The sequence below is a fragment of the Pantoea sp. Cy-640 genome (assembly GCF_011752635.1).
Lineage (GTDB): Bacteria > Pseudomonadota > Gammaproteobacteria > Enterobacterales > Enterobacteriaceae > Pantoea > Pantoea dispersa.
The window spans coordinates 286,357-305,434 of record NZ_VWXB01000004.1 but is presented as its reverse complement, the minus strand read 5'-3'; the positions used below and the strand labels follow the sequence as shown (position 1 = coordinate 305,434).

Sequence of the window (19,078 nt, the reverse complement as noted above, 5' to 3'; positions counted from 1 at the left end):
TTGGGTGTGGTAGCAGGCGGGAAACTGCGGCCTGATGCCCTCACCCTGGCCCTCTCCCACCGGGAGAGGGAAACGCTGCCATATGCAGGACTGAGACAGCCCAGGTTAATTCAAGAGCCAATCCCCCGCTCGATCGGTCCCCTCTCCCACGGGCGGGAGAAGGAAACACTGCCACATGTAACGAAAGAATCCACTGCTCGCTCGATCGGTCCCCTCTCCCGCGGGCGGGAGAGGGTTAGGGTGAGGGGAAAAACGCACTCCCCCCTCAATTCCCCTGCAAAAACGCCAGCAGATCCGCATTCAGCTGGTCCTGATGCGTCACGGCAAAACCGTGCGGGCCGTTCTCATACACTTTCAGCTGCGAACCCGCAATCATCTCATGCACCAGCTTACCGGTGGCTTCAAACGGCACCACCTGGTCATTACTGCCGTGGATCACCAGCGTCGGCACATCCACTTTGGCAATATCCGCACGGAAATCCGTCTCAGAGAACGCGGTCACGCAATCCAGCGTACCTTTCAGCGACGCCAGCAGCGCAATGTTCAGCGTCTGCGTCAGCACGCCATCGGAAACCGTCTGGCCCGCGTTGGTGCCGTAAAACGGCGTGGCGAACTCTTTGATAAACTGCGCACGATCCTTCAGCAAACCCGCTTTGATCCCGTCAAACACCGCTGATTCCACCCCTTCCGGGTGATCGTCGGTTTTACCAAAGATCGGGGTGACGGCGCCCAGCAGCACCAGTCCTTTCACTTTCGCGGTACCATAACGACCGATGTAGCGCGACACATCCCCGCCGCCCATCGAGAAGCCCACCAGCGTCACCTCATCCAGCTGCAGGTGCTCGATCAGGCCGTGAATATCGTCGGCAAAAGTGTCGTAATCGTAGCCTTCCCACGGCTGATCGGAGCGACCAAAGCCGCGGCGGTCAAACGCGATGACGCGGTAGCCGCGCTCGGCGAGGAAGTTGAGCTGGCTGTCCCACATATCGGCATCCAGCGGCCAGCCGTGGCTGAACAGCACCGGCTGCCCCTTGCCCCAGTCTTTGAAGTACAGGTTTACGCCGTCTTTAGTCTTGAATGTGCTCATGTTTTTTCTCCGTTAGTCAGTGATGTTGTGTCTGGCAATCAAACTAGCGTGGGATGGTGGAAAAACCTAAAGCAGAGATTTTGACAACTTGTGCAAAGATTTTTGCTAAGCCCTGCCGTCAAAAATCCTTGTACAAGTTGGCCGATTTTTTCCGCTATCTCCTGACGGGCGAGCTTCGTATCGTGCTCTCATCGCACACTGACAGGAACAGCCTGATGAACCAGCCAAATCCACAAACAGCGCGCAGCGGCGCGTTTTCCCCTTTCGCCTACGGGCTTTTCGCCGTGATCTGGACCGCTTCGGTGCTCGGCAATACCGGTAGCTTTATCCGCGACGTCGCCAGCGCCTGGCTGATTACCGGACTGTCGGATAACCCAACCGCCGTCGCGCTGATGCAAACCGCCGCCACCCTGCCAGTGTTCCTGCTGGCGCTGCCGGCCGGCGTGCTGTCGGATATTGTTGACCGCCGCCGCCTGCTGATTGTGGTGCAGCTGCTGATGGCCAGCGTCAGCGGCACGCTACTGCTGCTGTCGCACAACCACTGGCTCACCGTCGAGTGGCTGATCGGCCTGACCTTTGTCGGCGGCGTTGGCGCGGCGCTGTTCGGTCCGGCATGGCAGGCCATCGTGCCGGAACTGGTACCCCGCCATGAGCTGAAAAATGCCGTCGCGCTCAACTCGCTGGGCATCAATATCGCCCGGGCGATTGGACCGGCTACCGGCGGCCTGCTGCTGGCAAGTTTAGGTGCTATGGCCGCTTACGGTGCCGATGTCGCCAGTTATTTTTTCGTCATCGCCGCGCTGCTGTGGTGGAAACGCCCGGCGAAAGCCGCTACCGCGCTGAATGAGCACTTCTTTGGCGCTTTCCGCGCCGGGCTGCGCTATGTGAAAGCCAGCCGCGAACTGCACCGCGTACTGTTGCGCGCCGCGCTGTATTTTGCCTTCGCCAGTGCCATCTGGGCGCTGCTGCCGCTGGTGGCGCGTACCATGCTGCATGGCAGCGCGGGCTTTTATGGCTTGCTGCTTGGGGCCGTCGGTGCCGGTGCCATAGCCGGCGCGCTGCTGCTGCCGCGCCTGCGTGCCCGGCTGAGCCATGATGGACTGATGCTGCTCTCCGCCGTGCTCAGCGCGCTGGTCATGGTGGCGCTGGCGCTCAATCCGCCGCAGTGGCTGGCGCTGCTGCTGATGCTGGTCCTGGGCACCGGCTGGATCATCGCGCTGACAACCCTCAACGGCGTGGCGCAGGCGGTGCTGCCCGACTGGGTGCGCGGTCGCGGGCTGGCGGTCTATCTGATGGTGTTCAACGGCACGCTGGCGGGTGGCAGTCTGGCCTGGGGGCTGATCGCCCAGCACATGGGTCTGGCGTCAACGCTGATGCTGGCCGGCGCGGCGCTGCTCATCACGGCGCTGCTGGCAAAACGGCTGGCGCTGCCGGCGGGCGAAGCGGATCTGCAGCCGGCGCAGCACTGGGCTGAACCGGTGGTGAGCGATGCGGTGGATATCCGCCGTGGCGCCGTACTGATCCAGATTCGCTACCGTGTTCCCCAGGCCGATCGCGCCGCTTTCCAGCACGCGATGCACAAACTGGCGCAGGCGCGACGCCGTGACGGTGCCTATGCGTGGGGATTAATGGAGCAGACCGACGATGCCGGGGCGCTGCTGGAGTGGTTTATGGTGGAGTCATGGCAGGAGCATTTACGTCAGCACCAGCGCGTCTCGCGCGCCGATGCTGAGTTACAGCAGGCGGTACTGCAGTACCATCAGGGTGATGAACCCCCGCAGGTCAGCCATCATATTGCGCTGTGATCAGGCTGGCGCGTAGATGTCACTCAGGCCGGGCAGCGTCGGCAGGCGCTCGCGCCACCAGATAGCCGCGTTGCCACAGGCGCTCTCATTCCACGCCAGATAGGCGATATCGCGCCGGCACTCGCTGTCCAGCTGGCGCGCCACCAGTGCACCGCTCGCCAGGTGCGGGCGCGCCAGGTAAAGCGGCAGATAACCACAGCCGAGCCCGGCGAGATGCGCCTGCAGTTTGGCCGGGAAATCATGCACGCTCAGCGTCTTCTGCTCATCCAGCACGCGTAAATCCATCCCGGCACCGTGGCGGGATGAATCATGCACCGTGACCGCGCGATACTGGCGAATCTGTTCGCGCAGCAGCGGTTCGGGCTCCGCCGCCAGCGGATGGTCAGGAGCGACAGCGAATACATACTCCAGCCAGCCCAGCGGCTGGCAGACAATCTCTTTGCGCGTGGCGGGTTCCTGAACCGCGCCAAAGACAATGTCCGCTTCGCCATAGTGCAGCGCTTCCCAGCAGCCAGCCAGTACGTCCTGACGGAACTGCAGCTGGGTGTGCGGGTGCTGCTGATAAAATTCGTCAATCAGCGGTGTGAGGATGCTGAACGGCAGCGAAGCATCCACGCTGATGGTCAGCAGACTCTCCCAGCCGCTCTCCACGTAGCGCGCCTGCTGCTCCAGCTCGTTCACCGCACGCAGCAGCGTCCGCCCTTTTTCCAGCATCAGACGGCCGGTCGGCGTGAACGTGGCGCGATGGCCGGAGCGATCGAGCAGCGTGATTTTTAAATCGCTCTCCATCTTCTGCACGGTATAGCTCAACGCCGACGCGGTTTTGAACAGTCGCGCGGCCGCAGCGGCAAAGGTGCCATGACGATCGAGCGCATCCAGAATCAGCAGCGCCTCCAGATTTAAACGCATTCCCTACCCTCCGTAAAAAAAGTTGAACGACAACGTAAAAACAATCCGTTATCAATAACTGCTGTCATTTCGTATTTTTTTCCTCATCGGCGCAAGCATTTTTAACCGCGCATTAACACGGTGGCTGAGTGCCGCTACGCTTAATTTAACGGAGAGAACAGAATGACGACCGCATCCCTGATTTTTACCAACGGTAAGTTTCACACCGTCGACCGCGTAAACCCGCTGGCTACCGCCGTGGCCATCAAAGACGGCAAGTTCCTCGCCGTAGGTAGCGAAGCGGACGTCATGCGCTTTGCCGGCAGCGACACGCAAATCATCGACGCCAAAGGGCACACCGGCATTCCCGGCCTGAACGATTCCCACCTGCATCTGATTCGCGGTGGCCTCAACTACAATCTTGAGCTGCGCTGGGAAGGCGTGCCGTCGCTGGCCGATGCGCTGCGTATGCTGCGCGAACAGGCACTGCGTACGCCGTCACCGCAGTGGGTGCGCGTGGTCGGAGGCTGGAGCGAGTTCCAGTTTGCTGAGCGCCGCATGCCGACGCTGGACGAAATCAATGCCGCCGCGCCCGATACGCCGGTCTTCATTCTGCACCTGTATGACCGCGCGCTGCTCAATCGCGCCGCGCTGAAAGTGGTGGGCTACACCAAAGAGACCCCCAACCCGCCGGGCGGTGAAATCCAGCGCGACAGCAATGGCAATCCGACCGGCATGCTGATCGCCCGTCCCAACGCCATGCTGCTGTACGCCACGCTGGCGAAAGGGCCAAAGCTGTCGCTGGAACAGCAGGTTAACTCGACGCGGCAGTTTATGCGCGAGCTGAACCGCCTCGGTCTGACCAGCGCCATCGACGCCGGCGGCGGCTTCCAGAATTACCCGGACGATTACAACGTGATCGCCGAACTGCACGCGAAAAAGCAGCTGACGGTACGTATTGCCTATAACCTGTTCACCCAGCGGCCCGGCCACGAGCTGGAAGACTTTGAGAAGTGGACCGATATGCTGAAGCCGGGCCAGGGCACCAACTTCCTGCGCCACAACGGTGCCGGTGAAATGCTGGTGTTCTCGGCGGCGGACTTCGAAGATTTCCTCGAACCGCGCCCGGATCTGGCACCCGGCATGGAAGATGAGCTGGAGCGCGTGGTGCGCCACCTGGTGGAGCATCGCTGGCCATTCCGCCTGCACGCCACCTATAACGAATCGATCAGCCGCATGCTGGATGTGTTTGAGAAGGTGAACCGCGACATTCCGTTCAATGGCCTGCACTGGTTCTTTGACCATGCGGAAACCATCACTGAAGCCAATATTGATCGGGTAAAAGCGCTCGGCGGCGGCCTGGCGGTGCAGCATCGCATGGCTTTCCAGGGAGAATACTTTGTCGATCGCTACGGTAAAGAGGCCGCGAAGCAGACGCCGCCGGTGGCGCGCATGCTGGAGGCTGGCGTACCGGTGGGCCTCGGTACCGATGCCACCCGCGTCGCCAGCTATAACCCGTGGACCGCACTGTACTGGCTGGTTTCAGGCCGTACCGTCGGCGGGATGCAGCTGTACGATGACAACGCACGCATCGACCGTGAAACCGCACTGATGCTGTGGACCAAAGGCAGTGCCTGGTTCTCCAGCGAGCAGAGCGCCAAAGGTGAGATCAAAGTCGGCCAGTTGGCGGATCTGGTGCTGTTATCGAAAGATTTCTTTAGCGTGCCGGAAGAGGAGATCAAAGGCATTGAATCGGTGCTGACGCTGGTGGATGGCAATGTGGTGTATGCCGCCGGCAGCTTCACGCCGCTGGCACCGCCGCCGGTACCGGTGTTGCCGGAGTGGTCGCCGGTGGTTACCTTGCCTGGTCACTACCGCAGCGCCCCGCCGCAGACCAGCGGCCGCGCCGCGCGGATGCCGCAGGTACACCAGTGCAGCGGCCCCTGTGGCGTGCACAGCCACGCTCATGATGTCGCGCGCCAGTCATCGGTGCCGGTGTCAGACAATAACGCGTTCTGGGGTGCGCTGGGCTGTTCCTGTTTTGCGTTTTAAGTGATAAAAGGGTGCGGGCGCTGGCCCTCACCCCACCGATATATTGCCTGCCAGGCCAAAGCCCTGCTTACCGTTCTTCTTAATCTGGTACATCGCGCCATCCGCCCTGGTCAGCGCGTCGTCGAAGCTGTCGCGCCGGTGTACCGGGGCGATACCGATCGAAGCACCAATCCGCGCATGACCATTGTCGACGTCAAACGGCGTCAGCGCCGCATCCAGCACCGCCTGCGCCAGAATGCGCACCTTCGGGTAATCAATCAAAAACGGCAGCAGCAGCACGAACTCATCGCCGCCAAGCCGCCCGACGATGGCCTCTGACGGCAGCAAATCGCGGATGCGCTGGCTGAGCTGAATCAGCACCTCGTCACCGCTGCGATGGCCGAGCGTGTCATTGACGTGCTTGAAATTGTCGAGATCGATAAACGCCACGCACAGCGGCCCGGCGCGTTGCAGCTGACTAAAATGCGCCTGCAGCGCGTGGCGGTTGGGTAACGCGGTTAACGGGTCGTGATGCGCCAGCAGGGAGAGCTGGGCTTCGTAATTCTTCTCTTTGGTCATATCGATATGGGTGCCGGTCACTTTGAGCGGATTACCCTGCTCGTCCCACTCGCTGACGCGTCCGCGATCTAACACCCAGGTGATTTTGCCGTTCTTGCCGATCATACGGTGCAGCGCCTCGTAATAGGGCGCGCGCCCTTCAATATGATCGTAAAAGGCGCGCAGCACCTCATCGGCATCTTCCGGATGCAGGCACTCGCGCCAGGCATCAAAGCGCGCTTTGGTCTCTTTCGCCTGAAAGCCGAGCATCGCGCCCCAGCGCCGGTTAAAAATCACCAGTTTGCCGCTGGGAATATCCAGCTGCCACAGGCACAAGCCGGTGCCGTCCAGCGCCGCGTTCAGCTTATTACGCGCGTCGTGCGCCAGGCGCTTGAGGCGCGCATTGTGCTTTTTCAGGTTCTGAATCTGCTGGCGCAGCGCTTCTTCGGACATGGTTGATCGCTGGAGAGAAAATAAGGGCTATTTTGCCTGCACGATAGATTCTGTAAATAAAACAAATGAAAAGGCGATTAGCGTCGGAAAATTGCGCCGGGTTCAGCAGGAATGGCGAAGCAACGCGGTAATTTCAGCAAACAAAACTTACACTTACTAAAAATAGCAGCGCGCTTCGCTTCGGCGCGCCGGCGAAACCTGCCTTTCACCAGGAATTTTCTCTCCTGTTTTTAAGAAATTTCTTAAGCGCGATTTAAGTCCACTTGTATTAAGTCGCTGTTGAAGGATGCCTGACGCGCAACGTGCCGTCAGAGAAGAAGTGCCGTCATGGTGGCGGCGCGCGCAACCGGTCCAGCGAGTGAAATCATCCGTGAGTAAACGCATCCTCAGCCTCCTTCTGTTACTGGGCTTTTGCCTGTCTGCCTGGGGTGCAACCACGTTAAATTTCTCGCCGCGCTATGGTCTGGTAGCACCGGAAGTCACGCTGTCGCCGCAGAGCCAGCAGTGGCTGAAACAGCACTCTGTACTGCGCGTCGGCGTGTGGAACAACCCGCTGCCGCCCTATTCCGTGTCGTTTGAAGCCAATACCTACGAAGGACTCTCGGCCGATTATCTGGCCATCGTGGCGAAGGCGTTAAATCTGCCGGTGAAAATCAAGGTGTATAAAACCCGGCTGGAGCTGGTGGATGCGCTCAACGACGGTGAAGTCGATCTGATTCCTTACTACACGCTGGCCGCCAATCAGGATACGCAGCTGGCGCTGAGCCTGCCGTATTCCCTGGCGCGCAGCGTATTAATCAGCAAACGTAACGCGACCTTCGACAGTGAGCTGAAAAATAGCCGCTATCGTCTGCTCTATTACGGTGATGCAGAACTCAAAGCGCTGCTGCACAAGCGCTATCCGCGCGCCACGCTGGCGCCGGCCGCGCCGCCGCTGTGGGCCTACACCGACACCGCGTTTAGCGAAAACACCCTGTTCTGGAGCAACAGCGCCACTCAGCGCTTTCTTTCACATCGCGGCCTGCAGAACGTGATTGAGGCGCACAGCACACCGTACACCAACGATGTCGACGCGCGCTTTGCCAGCAACAGTGCCAATCTGCCGCTGATCGCAGCCATCGATGAAATCCTGAAAAACATTCCGCTGCGCAACGCGGTACAGATTGCGGAAGCCTGGAGCCTGGATTATCAGTCGGTGGTTAAAAACCATCCGCTGGATCTCAGCGACAAAGAGGCCGCGTGGCTGGCAGAACACCGCGAGATCACCGTTAACTACGATCCTTCGCATACGCCATTTACCTTTATTGATAACCGCCAGCGCGTGGTCGGCCTGAGCGTGGACCTGCTGAAAATGATTTCCCAGCGCACCGGCATTCGCTTTCGCTACAACCCGATTCAGGGGTTGAGCAACATGCGCGATACGCTCAACCGCCAGCGCGATGCGATTATCGCCGTCAGCGACGCCACCGCGCAGCAGGACGACAAAATCCGCTACACCCGCTCCTACATCTACTCGTCGTGGGTAGTGGTGACGCGCAAAGACAGCCCGTGGAAAAGCTTTGATGAGATGGCGGGCAAGCGCGTCGGTATTTATGAGCGCGCCTACTATCGTTACGATTTACGTGAACGCTGGCCGGGCATCAACTTCGTCGAAAATGGCGTATCGATTGATTCGCTCGGTCAGTTGCTGGATAAGCAGCTGGATGGCTTTATTGTGCCGTACGAGTCGTCGCTGTTTCTGCTCAACAATCACTTCAATGACAGCTTTAAGGTCGCGTTTGTCGCGCCGCTGCCGATGTTCCGCATGGCGATGGCGGTCAATGGCCAGGATCAGGTGCTGCTGTCGATCCTTAACAAAGCGCTGTCCGATATTCCGCAGCCGACCATGCAGTCGCTGATGGAGCGCTGGATCAAATACACGCCGCCCGCTACCAGCACCTCGTGGCAAAGCTATCGCAGCTATATATTGCGCATCGTTGCCGTAGCCGGGCTGGGCCTGCTGTTTTTCCTGTGGCGTAACCATCTGCTGAAAGCCTCACTGGCGAAACAGCGCGAGCACGAGCGTGAAATCAGCGAGCAGCTGGCGCATATCGAAGCGCTGATGGCCGACCTGCGCAAAGCCAACGAAGTCGCGGTGCGCGCCAGCGAAGCGAAAAGCACTTTCCTGTCGCACATGAGTCATGAAATCCGCACGCCGCTGGCGGCGCTGATTGGCCTGCTGGAAATTGAGCATCTCGGCCAGAGTAATGAACAGCAGCGGCAGAAAAACATTGATGTCGCCTGGGAGTCGTCGCGTTCGCTGCTGTCGCTGGTGGGCGATATTCTCGACCTGGCAAAAATCGAATCAGGACATTTCAGCGTGCAGCTGCAGCCGATGTCGCTCAGTGAAGTGGTGCGGGATTGCGAAGCGCTGTTCCGCCAGGTGGCGCTGAACAAGGGGCTGGCGCTGAATATCGTGCTGGAGCTGGAGCAGGACCAGGTGCTGTTTGACCCGGTGGCGCTGAAGCAAATTCTCTCCAATCTGGTGAGCAACGCCATCAAGTTTACTTCGCACGGCGAAGTCGAAGTGGCGCTGTATCAGGCAGAGAGCACGCGGCCGGAGTATGTGCTGGAGGTGAGCGACAGCGGGGTTGGCCTGACGGCAGAGCAGCAGCAGGCGATCTTCGAGCCGTTCATTCAGGTCGATCAGGGCAGCAACCGCGCCAGCGGCACCGGGTTAGGCCTGAATATCTGCCGCCGGCTGGCGGTGATGCTCGGCACCGAGCTGCACGTCGAGAGTGAACCGGGTGACGGCAGCGTGTTTATGCTGCGCTTCCGCGCGGAAGCGGCGCGTATTGAACATGAGCAGCCCACCCTGCCACAGCCGGTGGAGCCCGCTAAGCAGGCTGCACTGCGCATTCTGATTGTCGATGACAACGCCACCAACCGTCTGCTGCTGGCCCAGCAGCTGCGCTACGCCGGGCACCATGTGCTGGTGGCGGACGGCGGTGCAGCGGCACTGGCGCTGTGGCGCGAAAATCAGCCGGACCGCGTAATTACCGACTGCAACATGCCGGAGATGGACGGCTTCGAATTCACCCGCCAGCTGCGCGCCGAAGAGAAGCGCCTGGTGCGACGCGCGGTGCCGGTTTACGGCCTGACGGCGATGGCGGAGGAGCGCGTGGCGCAGCTGGCGCAGGACGCCGGCATGAACGGTTGTCTGTTTAAACCGCTGGAGCGCGCGCAGCTGCTGCAGGTGATCACCGGCGCACCGATGAACCCGACGCGCGACGATACCCTGCTGACGCTGGAAAATCTGGCGGCAAACAACCCGCAGGCGTGGCGCGACCTGGTGACCACCGCGCGCCAGCAGAACAGTTACGATCTCGCACAGCTGACGCAGGCGGTGGCTGCGAACAATTTTGCTTCGGCGCGTCACGCCGCGCATCAGCTACTCGGCAGTGCCCGTATGCTGCGCGCCGACGCGCTGCAACATCGCTGCCGCGCCGCCGAACAGGCGGCGGAGCATGAAGATGGTGCGCTATTACAACAGCTGCTGCCGGAGGTCGCCGGGGCGGTGGCCGAGCTGGACGCGCTGTTCCTGCGTGCCCTGGAAACACCTATTCCTGAAGAGGTGATGTAATGAAAGAGAGCGCAATCTGGCAGATTGCCGTGCTGGACGATCATCCGCTGATTGGTAAAGCCATGCAGTACCGCTTAGCGCAGGAGCCGCAGCTCGATCTGGCCGGGGCCTTTGCCCAGCGCCAGCAGCTGATGGCCTTCCTGCAGCGCCACCCGCTCGATATCCTGGTGCTGGATTACATGCTGGGTGAAGACCAGCTCGACGGGCTGCAAATGGTGAAACAGCTGCGCCTGCACTACCCGCAGCTGAAGATTCTGGTGTCGTCCGCGGTGGAGAAACCGGCGATTGTCCAGCTGTTGCTGAAAGCCGGCGTGCAGGGATTTGTCGGCAAAAGCCATGATCAGGAGGTGCTGATCGATGCCATCCATCAAATCTGTCGCGGCAAGCGCTTCCTGACGCCGGACATGATGCTGGAGCTGGATAAATTCCAGGAGAGCGATCGCGAGATGCACGATTACCTGGCGCCGCGCCAGGCGGGCGACGACATCACGCTGCTGCTGCGCGAGCTGAGCCCGCGCGAAATCGAGGTGATTCGCTGTTATCTCGACGGGTTGAGCATTACGCAGATCGCCGGTAAATACGCGCGCAGCCGCAAAACCATCAGCGGTCAGAAGCAGACCGCGCTGCGCAAACTGGGGCTGCGCTCGGATCTCGAACTGTTTAAGTACAAGCAGTATTTCACCGAACTGGTGACCACCCAGTAAGCGACTGCGCTGCGGATAAAACCGGTTCTGTGACGCGGATCAAGGCTTAATCGCCGCGCAATGCTGCCCTCATGAATTCTAGTATGGTAGTTTAGCCGTTATCATACAGACACGATGACGGTGGATGACATAATGCAGCTGACAATGCGGTGGTTTGGGCCGAAGGAAGACAAGGTTTCGCTGGAATATATTCGCCAGGTGCCGGGCGTACGCGGCGTGGTGGGCGCACTTTACGATGTGCCGGTAGGCGAAACCTGGCCGCAGGAGAAGATCCAGGCGCTGGTCGATCAGGTGCACGCAGCCGGACTGACGGTTGAAGTGATTGAGAGTGTTAATATTCACGACGACATCAAGATCGGCCTGCCGAGCCGCGATCGCTATATCGCTAATTATCAGCAAAGTATCCGCAACCTGGCGGCCGCCGGGGTAAAAGTGATCTGCTACAACTTCATGCCGGTGTTCGACTGGATGAAGACGGATATGCATTACGTGCTGCCGGATGGCTCCATCACCATGGCCTTCGAGAAACAGGGCATTGATAAAAGCCTCGACGAAGTGGTGAAAGAAGTACTGGGCAGCGCCAACGGCTTCGCGCTGCCGGGCTGGGAGCCGGAACGGCTGGCAAAAGTTCAGGAGCTGTTTGCCAAATATCAGGACGTAGATGATGCGAAGCTGCGCGAAAACCTCGCCTATTTCCTCAAAGCGGTGATCCCGGTGTGCGAAGAGGTGGGCGTGAAGATGGCGATCCACCCGGACGATCCGCCGTATTCGATCTTCGGTCTGCCGCGCGTGGTGAAAAACCGCGACGATCTCGACTGGATCTGTAACGTCGTCGATTCTGAAGCCAACGGCATCACGCTGTGCACCGGATCGATTGCCGAGGATCCGCAGAACGATGTCTATGCCATTCTGGCCGAATTCTCGCGCCGCAAGCGCATCCCGTTTGCCCACGTGCGCAACATCAAGATCATCCGCGATAAAGATTTCTACGAGTGCGCGCATCCGACGGAATATGGCTCGCTGGATATGTATAAAGTGCTGCAGTCGATGTATGACAACGGCTTTGACGGCTATATCCGTTCGGATCACGGCCGCTTTATCTGGGGTGAAACCGGGCGCCCAGGCTACGGTTTGTACGACCGCGCACTGGGCACCACCTATCTGCTGGGCCTGTGGGAAGCGCTGAGCAAGCGGTGACAGGCTGCGGTCGGGCCCTCATCCCTGTGGCTTTTTCAGTAACGGCACCAGCAGCGCCGCGACGAAAAAGCCTGTCATGATCAGCCAGAACGCGTCGGAAAAGGCCTGGGTGCGCGCTTCACGCAGCGTCAGCGCCGCCAGCGACTGCAGCGCGGCCGTATGCGCGGCATCCGGGCTCAGGCTGCTGGTCATCAGCGCCTGAGCGCGCCCCTGCAGAAAATCACCCAGCGTCAGGCTGGCGCTGTTGAGATGATCCGCCAGCCGGCTAAAGTGCAGGTTGGTGCGGTCGTTGAGCACCGTACCGCACAGGGCAATGCCAATCGCGCCGCCAAGGTTGCGCATCAGATTAAACAGGCCAGACGCGAGCTTCAGGCGGGCCGGTGGCAAACTGCCCAGCGTCAGGGTTACCGTCGGTGCCACGGCAAACTGCTGCGCCATACCGCGAAACGCCTGCGGGAACAGCAGCTCCTTCGCCCCCCAGTCATGGGTAATCGGCACGAAGAAATGCATCGACAGCGCAAAACAGATCAGCCCCGCCGCCAGCAAAATACGCAGATCGACGCGGTTCGCCAGCCAGGCATACAGCGGGATCGACAGAATCTGAAACACCCCGGTGGAGAAGATCGCCAGGCCAGTCTCCAGTGCGCTGAAGCCGCGCACCTGGCTGAGAAACAGTGGCGTAAGGTAAATGGTGGCGAAGATCCCCACGCCCGCCATAAACGAGAAGTAGCAGCCGAGGCTAAAGTCGCGGTCCTTGAGCGCGCGTAAATCGACGATCGGTTTGGCATGCCGCAGCGTGCGGATCACAAACAACACGCCCGCCGCCAGCGCAATCCAGCCGGTGGTGGCAATGGTGTCATCATCAAACCAGCCCCAGCGCGGTCCCTCTTCCAGCGTATATTCCAGACAGCCGAGCGCCAGCGCCAGCAGCACGATGCTGAGATAATCCGCGCCGCGCAGCAGTTCGCGGTTGGGCGCGTCGATGTTCACCAGCAGCGGAACCGCAATGGTGATGTAAATACCGGGAATGATGTTGATAAAAAACAGCCAGTGCCAGCTGAAGTTATCGGTGATCCAGCCGCCAACGGTCGGGCCAAGCGTCGGCGCCAGCGACGCCAGCGCGCCGACGGTCGCGGCAGCAATCACCCGCTGCCGGCCCTGAAAAAAGGCGAAGGCGGTAGTGAACACCAGCGGGATCATCGAGCCACCCGCCAGCCCCTGCAGCGCACGGAACGCGATCATGCTCTGAATGTTCCACGCCCAGCCGCACAGCAGGCTCATTAGCGTAAAGCCGCAGGCCGAGGCGGCGAACAGCCAGCGCGTAGACAGCACGCTGGCCAGCCAGCCGGAGAGCGGAATAATGATGATCTCGGCGATCAGGTAGCTGGTCTGCACCCACACGGTTTCATCATCGCCCGCCGACAGGCCACCGCCAATGTCGCGCAGCGAAGCTGAGACAATCTGGATGTCCAGCAGCGCGATAAACATGCCGATGCACAGGGTGGCAAAGGCGAAAACTTTCCGGCTGATCGGCATCTGCGCGGGCGCGATCGGCGCGGCGACCACGCGGCTCATTGCGCGCTGCGCTCATCGACGGTCACGGTCACCGACAGTCCCGGACGCAACAGCCCGAGCGTGGCCGCATCGCCATCCAGCGCAATGCGCACCGGCACGCGCTGGACAATTTTGGTGAAGTTACCGGTGGCGTTTTCCGCCGGCAGAATGCTGAAGCGCGAGCCGGTCGCGGGCGACAGGCTGGCGACATGCCCGCTGAAGATGCGGCCTGGCAGCACGTCCGCCACAATCGTTGCCGTCTGGCCTGGCCGCATGTGCGCCAGCTGGCTCTCTTTAAAGTTGGCGTCAATCCACAGCCCCTGCGCCGGCACCAGCGACAACAGCTGCGTGCCGCTGCTGACATACGAACCGGCCCAGGCGCGGCGATTGCCGATCACGCCATCAAACGGCTCGCGGATAGCGGTGTATTCCAGATTGAGCTGTGCCAGTGCCAGGTCGGCCTGCGCCTGTGCCAGCGCGGCGTGCGTCTGCTGCTCGCGCGCATCCAGCACCTGCAGCTGACGTTCGGCGACCGCGCGATCGGCACGGGTTTTGCCCTCCTGCGCCAGCGCCTGATGGTAATCGGCCTGCGCATGATCGCGAATCTGCTGCGACACCGCAGCGCTGCTTACCAGCGCGTCATAGCGGCGCTGGTCGGCGGTGGTTTTCTGCGTCACCGCCTGCGCCGCCAGCAGCGCAGCACGCGCGCCGTCGATGGTGGCCAGCTGGAGCTGGCGCGTGGCGGCGATATCCTGCAGCGCCGCCTGCTGCGCGGCGACTTCGCCCGCCGCACGGTCAACCGCCGCCCGATAGTCGCGGTTATCCAGCTGCACCAGCAGGTCGCCCTTTTTAACCGCCGCATTATCCTGCACCGCAAGCGTCTGGATATAGCCGGACACTTTGGCCGAAATCGCACTGATATCCGCGCCGACGTAAGCATCATCGGTCGCAGGCATAAAGCGCGCGCTGTGCCACCAGTAATAGCCATAGCCGGCCAGCGCCACGCCGCCGCAGGCCAGCATCAGCAGCAGTGCCGCTTTTTTCCGCGTCAGGCTCATGGTTCGTTCCCGGCCACCGTCTGCGGGGCGAATTTTTGCGCCGTATCGCCCGCGCGCTTTCTCGCCAGATACTGCTGGCGATAGTGCATCATCGGGCTGGCCGCCGGGCCTGGCACCATCTGGTATTTGTCACTGGAGAGCGGCTGGCCGGTGGCGCTGTCGACCATTTGCGGCGTCACCGGGCGCTGGGTGGCGCTTTCAACCAGCTGCATCTGCCGCCCTTCCGGTGAGAAGTGGGTGCTGCCCCACTCGGCCAGCGCCAGTATTACCGTGCGAAAATCGCGGCCCGCCGCAGTGAGGTGGTACTCGTAGCGTGCCGGAGCGTCGCTGTAACACACCTTTTCCAGCAATCCATCCTCCACCAGCTCTTTTAGCCGGCGCGACAGAATATTGGGCGCCACGCCGCTGCTTTTCTGAAACTCATCAAAGCGGGTAAAGCCGGCCAGCGCATCGCGCATGATCAGCATGCTCCAGCCGTCGCCGACGCGTCCAAGGCTGCGTGCGATAGGGCACGGCATATTACACAGAGGTTGGTTTTTCATGGGCCAGTTCCCGATGTGAAGTCGATGCGGGATACTGTGGCAGGGTAACTTTCATTTTGCAAGTCACTTGCAGAATGAAAGTAACAAACAGATCGTCAGCGTGCGTTCCGGCGCAGCCTCACAGCCTGTCGATCAATTCCTGCCGGTGGTCATGCAGCAGACGCAGCATTTCACGCAGCAGCGGATCTTCATTGCCCTTCTGCCACGCAATACTCAGCGGCAAGCCTTTGATCTGCTCAGGTAATGTCAGCGGGATATAGCGGACGCTGTCGCTGTTCATGGTGCGATAAGAGGCTGGTACCACCGCCAGACCGAGGCCGGCGGACACCAGGCTGAGAATGGTTTGCTTCTCTTCGGCATATTGCGCGATATGTGGCGTCAGGCCGGCCTGCTTAAACAGGCTGATGGTGAGATCGTGGCTGTGCGGCCGGGTGCGGCGGTCCGGAATGATCATGGCTTCATGCTGAAAATCCGCCACCGTCACCTGCGCTTTATCCGCCAGCGGATGCGTCAGCGGCACTGCCAGCACGCAACTTTCGCGGGTAATAAAACGCAGCGCCAGTGACGCATCCATGCGCTGCGGCGCACGGATAATAATCATATCCAGCCAGCCGGATTTTAATTTAGGAATCAGGTTAAGGGTTTTATCTTCGATAATATGGATATCGCTCAGCGGATGACGCGGCACAAATAAATTCAGCAGTGCCGGAACTAAACCGCGCGCGGCGCTATCGATAGCCCCAATGCGTAATGTCCGGCGTTCATCTTTTAATCCGCCTTTAAAACGCAGCGCCAGCGCATCAAACTGATCGATCAGTTTTCCCGCTTCGTCAAAAAACAGGGCTCCCTCGGCGGTTAATGAAACATTGCGCGTTGAGCGGTTTAACAGGCGCACGCCGAGATCCTCCTCCAGCAGGCGAATAAAGCGGGAAAGTGATGCAGGCATCATTTCCATACTTTGTGCCGCCCGACCGAAATGCAGTTCTTTACCCACCGCGACAAAACAACGCAATTGATTTATATCCACATTTCCCTCACCGCACGATTATTCAAATAGTTTATATAATCCACGCCTGATGATCGCGCAATACAAACCTGCATACTGCATTCGACAACCAGAAAATAATACTACCCTACACAATCTGGAGCACTTTAATATGAAATCTCACCTCGAAAAAAGGGTGATGCGTAAAGTGACGTTGCGCATTGTGCCCTTCATCATGCTGCTCTATTTCATCGCGTTTCTCGATCGCGTCAATATTGGTTTTGCCGCGTTAACCATGAATCAGGATTTAGGTTTCTCGCCCACGGTATTTGGTTTTGGCGCTGGGATTTTTTTCCTCGGCTATTTTCTTTTTGAAGTCCCGTCGAATTTAATTTTGCACAAAGTGGGCGCACGCATCTGGATCGCCCGCGTGATGATCAGCTGGGGATTGGTCTCAGGCTGCATGGCGCTGGTGCAGGGCACCACCAGCTTCTACCTCCTGCGCTTTTTGCTCGGCGTGGCGGAAGCCGGTTTCTTTCCCGGCATCATTCTCTACCTCAGCTACTGGTTCCCGGCGGCGAAGCGCGCGCAGGTTACCGCCATCTTCATGGCCGCCGCCCCGCTCTCTACCGCGCTCGGCTCGCCGGTCTCTGCGGCGCTGCTGGAGATGCACGGTCTGCTGGGCTACGCCGGCTGGCAGTGGATGTTCGTGTTAGAAGCGATTCCGGCGTTGCTGCTGGGCATCGTGGTGCTGTTTTTCCTCACCGACCGTCCGGCGCAGGCTAAATGGCTGAACGCAGAAGAGCGGCGCTGGCTGCAGGAGACCATGCAGGCTGAAGAGCAGGCGCGGTCGACGCAACATGGCCACAGCAGCGCCTGGCGCGGGCTGGCGGATAAGCGCGTACTGGCCCTGGCGCTGGTGTACTTCGGCACGTCGGCCGGCCTGTACACGCTGGGGATCTGGTCACCGCAAATCATCCGCAGCTTCGGCGCCTCCTCGCTGGAAATCGGCTTCCTCAACGCTTTCCCGGCGGTGATTGGCGTGATCGGCATGATCCTGTGGGCGCGTCACTCCGATCGTCGCGGCGAGCGCAGCTGGCACGTCATTGGCGCCTGTTTACTGGCTGCCGCCGGGCTGATTTACGCCGGTAACGTCAGCACGCTGCTGGCGGTGATTATTGCGCTGACGCTGGTCACGGTCGGCATCAGCGCCTCCAAACCGCCGCTGTGGAGCATGCCGACACTGTTTCTCAGCGGGCCGGCCGCGGCCGCCGGCATCGCCACCATTAATTCCATCGGCAATCTCGGCGGTTTTGTCGGCCCGATGATGATTGGCGTGATCCGCCAGCAAACCGGCAGCTACACCTGGGGACTCTATTTCGTCGCCGCGCTGCTGGCGTTGTCCGCGCTCATCGTGCTGATTCTCGCCGCGCAGACGCCAAAACCGCAAAGCGCCGATCTGCCTCATCCTCATACCCATTAATTGACTGGAGAACACAATGCGTAACTACAAAATTGCCGCGATTCCGGCAGACGGTATTGGCCCGGAAGTGATTTCGGCTGGCGTTGAGGTGCTGCAGGCGCTGACGCGGCACGATGAACAGCTGACGTTTGACGTGCAGACCTTTGACTGGGGCTCGGATTACTACAAACAGCACGGGGTGATGATGCCGGAAGATGGCCTGCAGACGCTGAAGCAGTTTGATGCCATCTACTTTGGCGCGGTGGGCGCGCCGGACGTGCCGGATCACATCACGCTGTGGGGGCTGCGCCTGCCGATTTGTCAGGGCTTCGATCAGTACGCCAACGTGCGGCCAACCAAAATTCTGCCGGGCGTGACCTCGCCGCTGCGCAACCGTGGACCGGGCGATCTTGACTGGGTCATCGTGCGCGAGAACTCGGAAGGGGAATACTCCGGCAACGGCGGCCGTGCGCACCGCGGCCTGCCAGAAGAGGTGGGCACTGAAGTGGCGATTTTTACCCGCGTCGGCGTGACGCGCATCATGCGCTACGCCTTTAAACTGGCGCAGTCGCGGCCGCGCAAACTGCTGACGGTGGTGACCAAATCCAATGCCCAGCGGCACGGCATGGTGATGTGGGATGAAATTGCGGCGGAAGTGGCGCAGGAGTTTCCGGATGTGCAGTGGGACAAGATGCTGGTGGATGCCATGACGCACCGCATGACACTGCACCCGAAATCGCTGGATACCATTGTCGCCACGAACCTGCATGCGGATATTCTCTCCGACCTCGCCGGCGCGCTGGCCGGCAGTCTCGGCGTCGCGCCAACCGCCAATATCGATCCGGAGCGGCGTTTTCCGTCGATGTTCGAACCGATTCACGGCTCGGCGTTTGATATCACCGGCAAAGGCATCGCTAACCCGATCGCCACCTTCTGGACCGCGGTACAGATGCTGGAGCATCTGGGCGAACGCAACGCGGCCGCGCTGATAATGCAGGGCATTGAGCACGTGTGCGCGGCGGGCATTCTGACGCCGGATGTCGGCGGCAGCGCCACCACCGCTGACGTGACGCGCGCGCTGGTGCAGTTTATTGAAGCCAAATCTCAGGTGGCGGCAACCGCCTGAGTAGAA

At 60.3% G+C, this 19,078-nt stretch carries 14 protein-coding genes; 7 read left to right on the top strand and 7 right to left on the bottom strand.

The window, feature by feature from the left end:
• Positions 1–265: 265 nt before the first annotated feature.
• The gene (locus F3J36_RS12915; RefSeq protein ID WP_010616452.1) at positions 266–1,087 is read right to left on the bottom strand and encodes an alpha/beta fold hydrolase; all 822 of its coding nucleotides are present in this window, start codon (positions 1,085–1,087) and stop codon (positions 266–268) included.
• A gap of 215 nt (positions 1,088–1,302) precedes the next feature.
• Here F3J36_RS12915 and F3J36_RS12910 point away from each other — a divergent pair, with 215 nt between their 5' ends.
• Positions 1,303–2,892: an MFS transporter gene (locus F3J36_RS12910; RefSeq protein ID WP_166719828.1), complete on the top strand. Its 1,590-nt coding sequence runs from the start codon at positions 1,303–1,305 to the stop codon at positions 2,890–2,892.
• On the opposite strand, the gene F3J36_RS12905 is transcribed toward F3J36_RS12910, so the two are convergent.
• Positions 2,893–3,801, bottom strand: coding sequence for a LysR family transcriptional regulator (locus F3J36_RS12905; protein ID WP_021507614.1), 909 nt, complete (start codon positions 3,799–3,801; stop codon positions 2,893–2,895).
• A 162-nt stretch (positions 3,802–3,963) separates the two neighbouring features.
• Here F3J36_RS12905 and F3J36_RS12900 point away from each other — a divergent pair, with 162 nt between their 5' ends.
• On the top strand, positions 3,964–5,832 hold the full coding sequence (locus tag F3J36_RS12900; RefSeq protein ID WP_166719827.1) for an amidohydrolase: 1,869 nt from the start codon (positions 3,964–3,966) through the stop codon (positions 5,830–5,832).
• A 27-nt stretch (positions 5,833–5,859) separates the two neighbouring features.
• On the opposite strand, the gene F3J36_RS12895 is transcribed toward F3J36_RS12900, so the two are convergent.
• Positions 5,860–6,822, bottom strand: coding sequence for a sensor domain-containing diguanylate cyclase (locus F3J36_RS12895; RefSeq protein WP_166719826.1), 963 nt, complete (start codon positions 6,820–6,822; stop codon positions 5,860–5,862).
• A gap of 370 nt (positions 6,823–7,192) precedes the next feature.
• Between F3J36_RS12895 and F3J36_RS12890 the strand changes: the two genes are divergently transcribed.
• The 3 genes from F3J36_RS12890 to uxuA all read left to right on the top strand — a co-directional run bounded on the left by F3J36_RS12890 (position 7,193) and on the right by uxuA (position 12,345).
• Positions 7,193–10,444, top strand: coding sequence for a transporter substrate-binding domain-containing protein (locus F3J36_RS12890; RefSeq protein WP_166719825.1), 3,252 nt, complete (start codon positions 7,193–7,195; stop codon positions 10,442–10,444).
• Positions 10,444–11,148, top strand: coding sequence for a response regulator transcription factor (locus F3J36_RS12885; RefSeq protein WP_058780412.1), 705 nt, complete (start codon positions 10,444–10,446; stop codon positions 11,146–11,148). Before F3J36_RS12890 ends, F3J36_RS12885 begins: the two co-directional genes overlap by 1 nt.
• A 132-nt stretch (positions 11,149–11,280) precedes the next feature.
• Complete coding sequence (gene uxuA / locus F3J36_RS12880) at positions 11,281–12,345, top strand: mannonate dehydratase (protein WP_166719824.1); 1,065 nt, start codon at positions 11,281–11,283, stop codon at positions 12,343–12,345.
• An 18-nt stretch (positions 12,346–12,363) separates the two neighbouring features.
• Here uxuA and F3J36_RS12875 read toward each other — a convergent pair whose 3' ends face one another.
• From F3J36_RS12875 to F3J36_RS12860, 4 genes are all read right to left on the bottom strand, one after another.
• On the bottom strand, positions 12,364–13,920 hold the full coding sequence (locus F3J36_RS12875) for a DHA2 family efflux MFS transporter permease subunit (protein ID WP_247653179.1): 1,557 nt from the start codon (positions 13,918–13,920) through the stop codon (positions 12,364–12,366).
• On the bottom strand, positions 13,917–14,957 hold the full coding sequence (locus F3J36_RS12870) for an HlyD family secretion protein (protein WP_166719823.1): 1,041 nt from the start codon (positions 14,955–14,957) through the stop codon (positions 13,917–13,919). Before F3J36_RS12870 ends, F3J36_RS12875 begins: the two co-directional genes overlap by 4 nt.
• The gene (locus tag F3J36_RS12865; protein WP_104188066.1) at positions 14,954–15,499 is read right to left on the bottom strand and encodes a helix-turn-helix domain-containing protein; all 546 of its coding nucleotides are present in this window, start codon (positions 15,497–15,499) and stop codon (positions 14,954–14,956) included. Before F3J36_RS12865 ends, F3J36_RS12870 begins: the two co-directional genes overlap by 4 nt.
• Before the next feature lie 118 nt (positions 15,500–15,617).
• On the bottom strand, positions 15,618–16,526 hold the full coding sequence (locus F3J36_RS12860) for a LysR family transcriptional regulator (RefSeq protein ID WP_058780408.1): 909 nt from the start codon (positions 16,524–16,526) through the stop codon (positions 15,618–15,620).
• Positions 16,527–16,656: 130 nt separating this feature from the next.
• On the opposite strand from F3J36_RS12860, the gene F3J36_RS12855 reads away from it, so the two are divergent.
• Together F3J36_RS12855 and F3J36_RS12850 are read left to right on the top strand one after the other, a co-directional pair.
• Positions 16,657–17,967 (top strand): MFS transporter, encoded by a 1,311-nt coding sequence (locus tag F3J36_RS12855; protein ID WP_166719822.1) that lies wholly within the window; start codon positions 16,657–16,659, stop codon positions 17,965–17,967.
• A 16-nt stretch (positions 17,968–17,983) separates the two neighbouring features.
• Positions 17,984–19,072: a tartrate dehydrogenase gene (locus tag F3J36_RS12850; RefSeq protein WP_166719821.1), complete on the top strand. Its 1,089-nt coding sequence runs from the start codon at positions 17,984–17,986 to the stop codon at positions 19,070–19,072.
• The last annotated feature ends 6 nt before the right edge of the window (positions 19,073–19,078 follow it).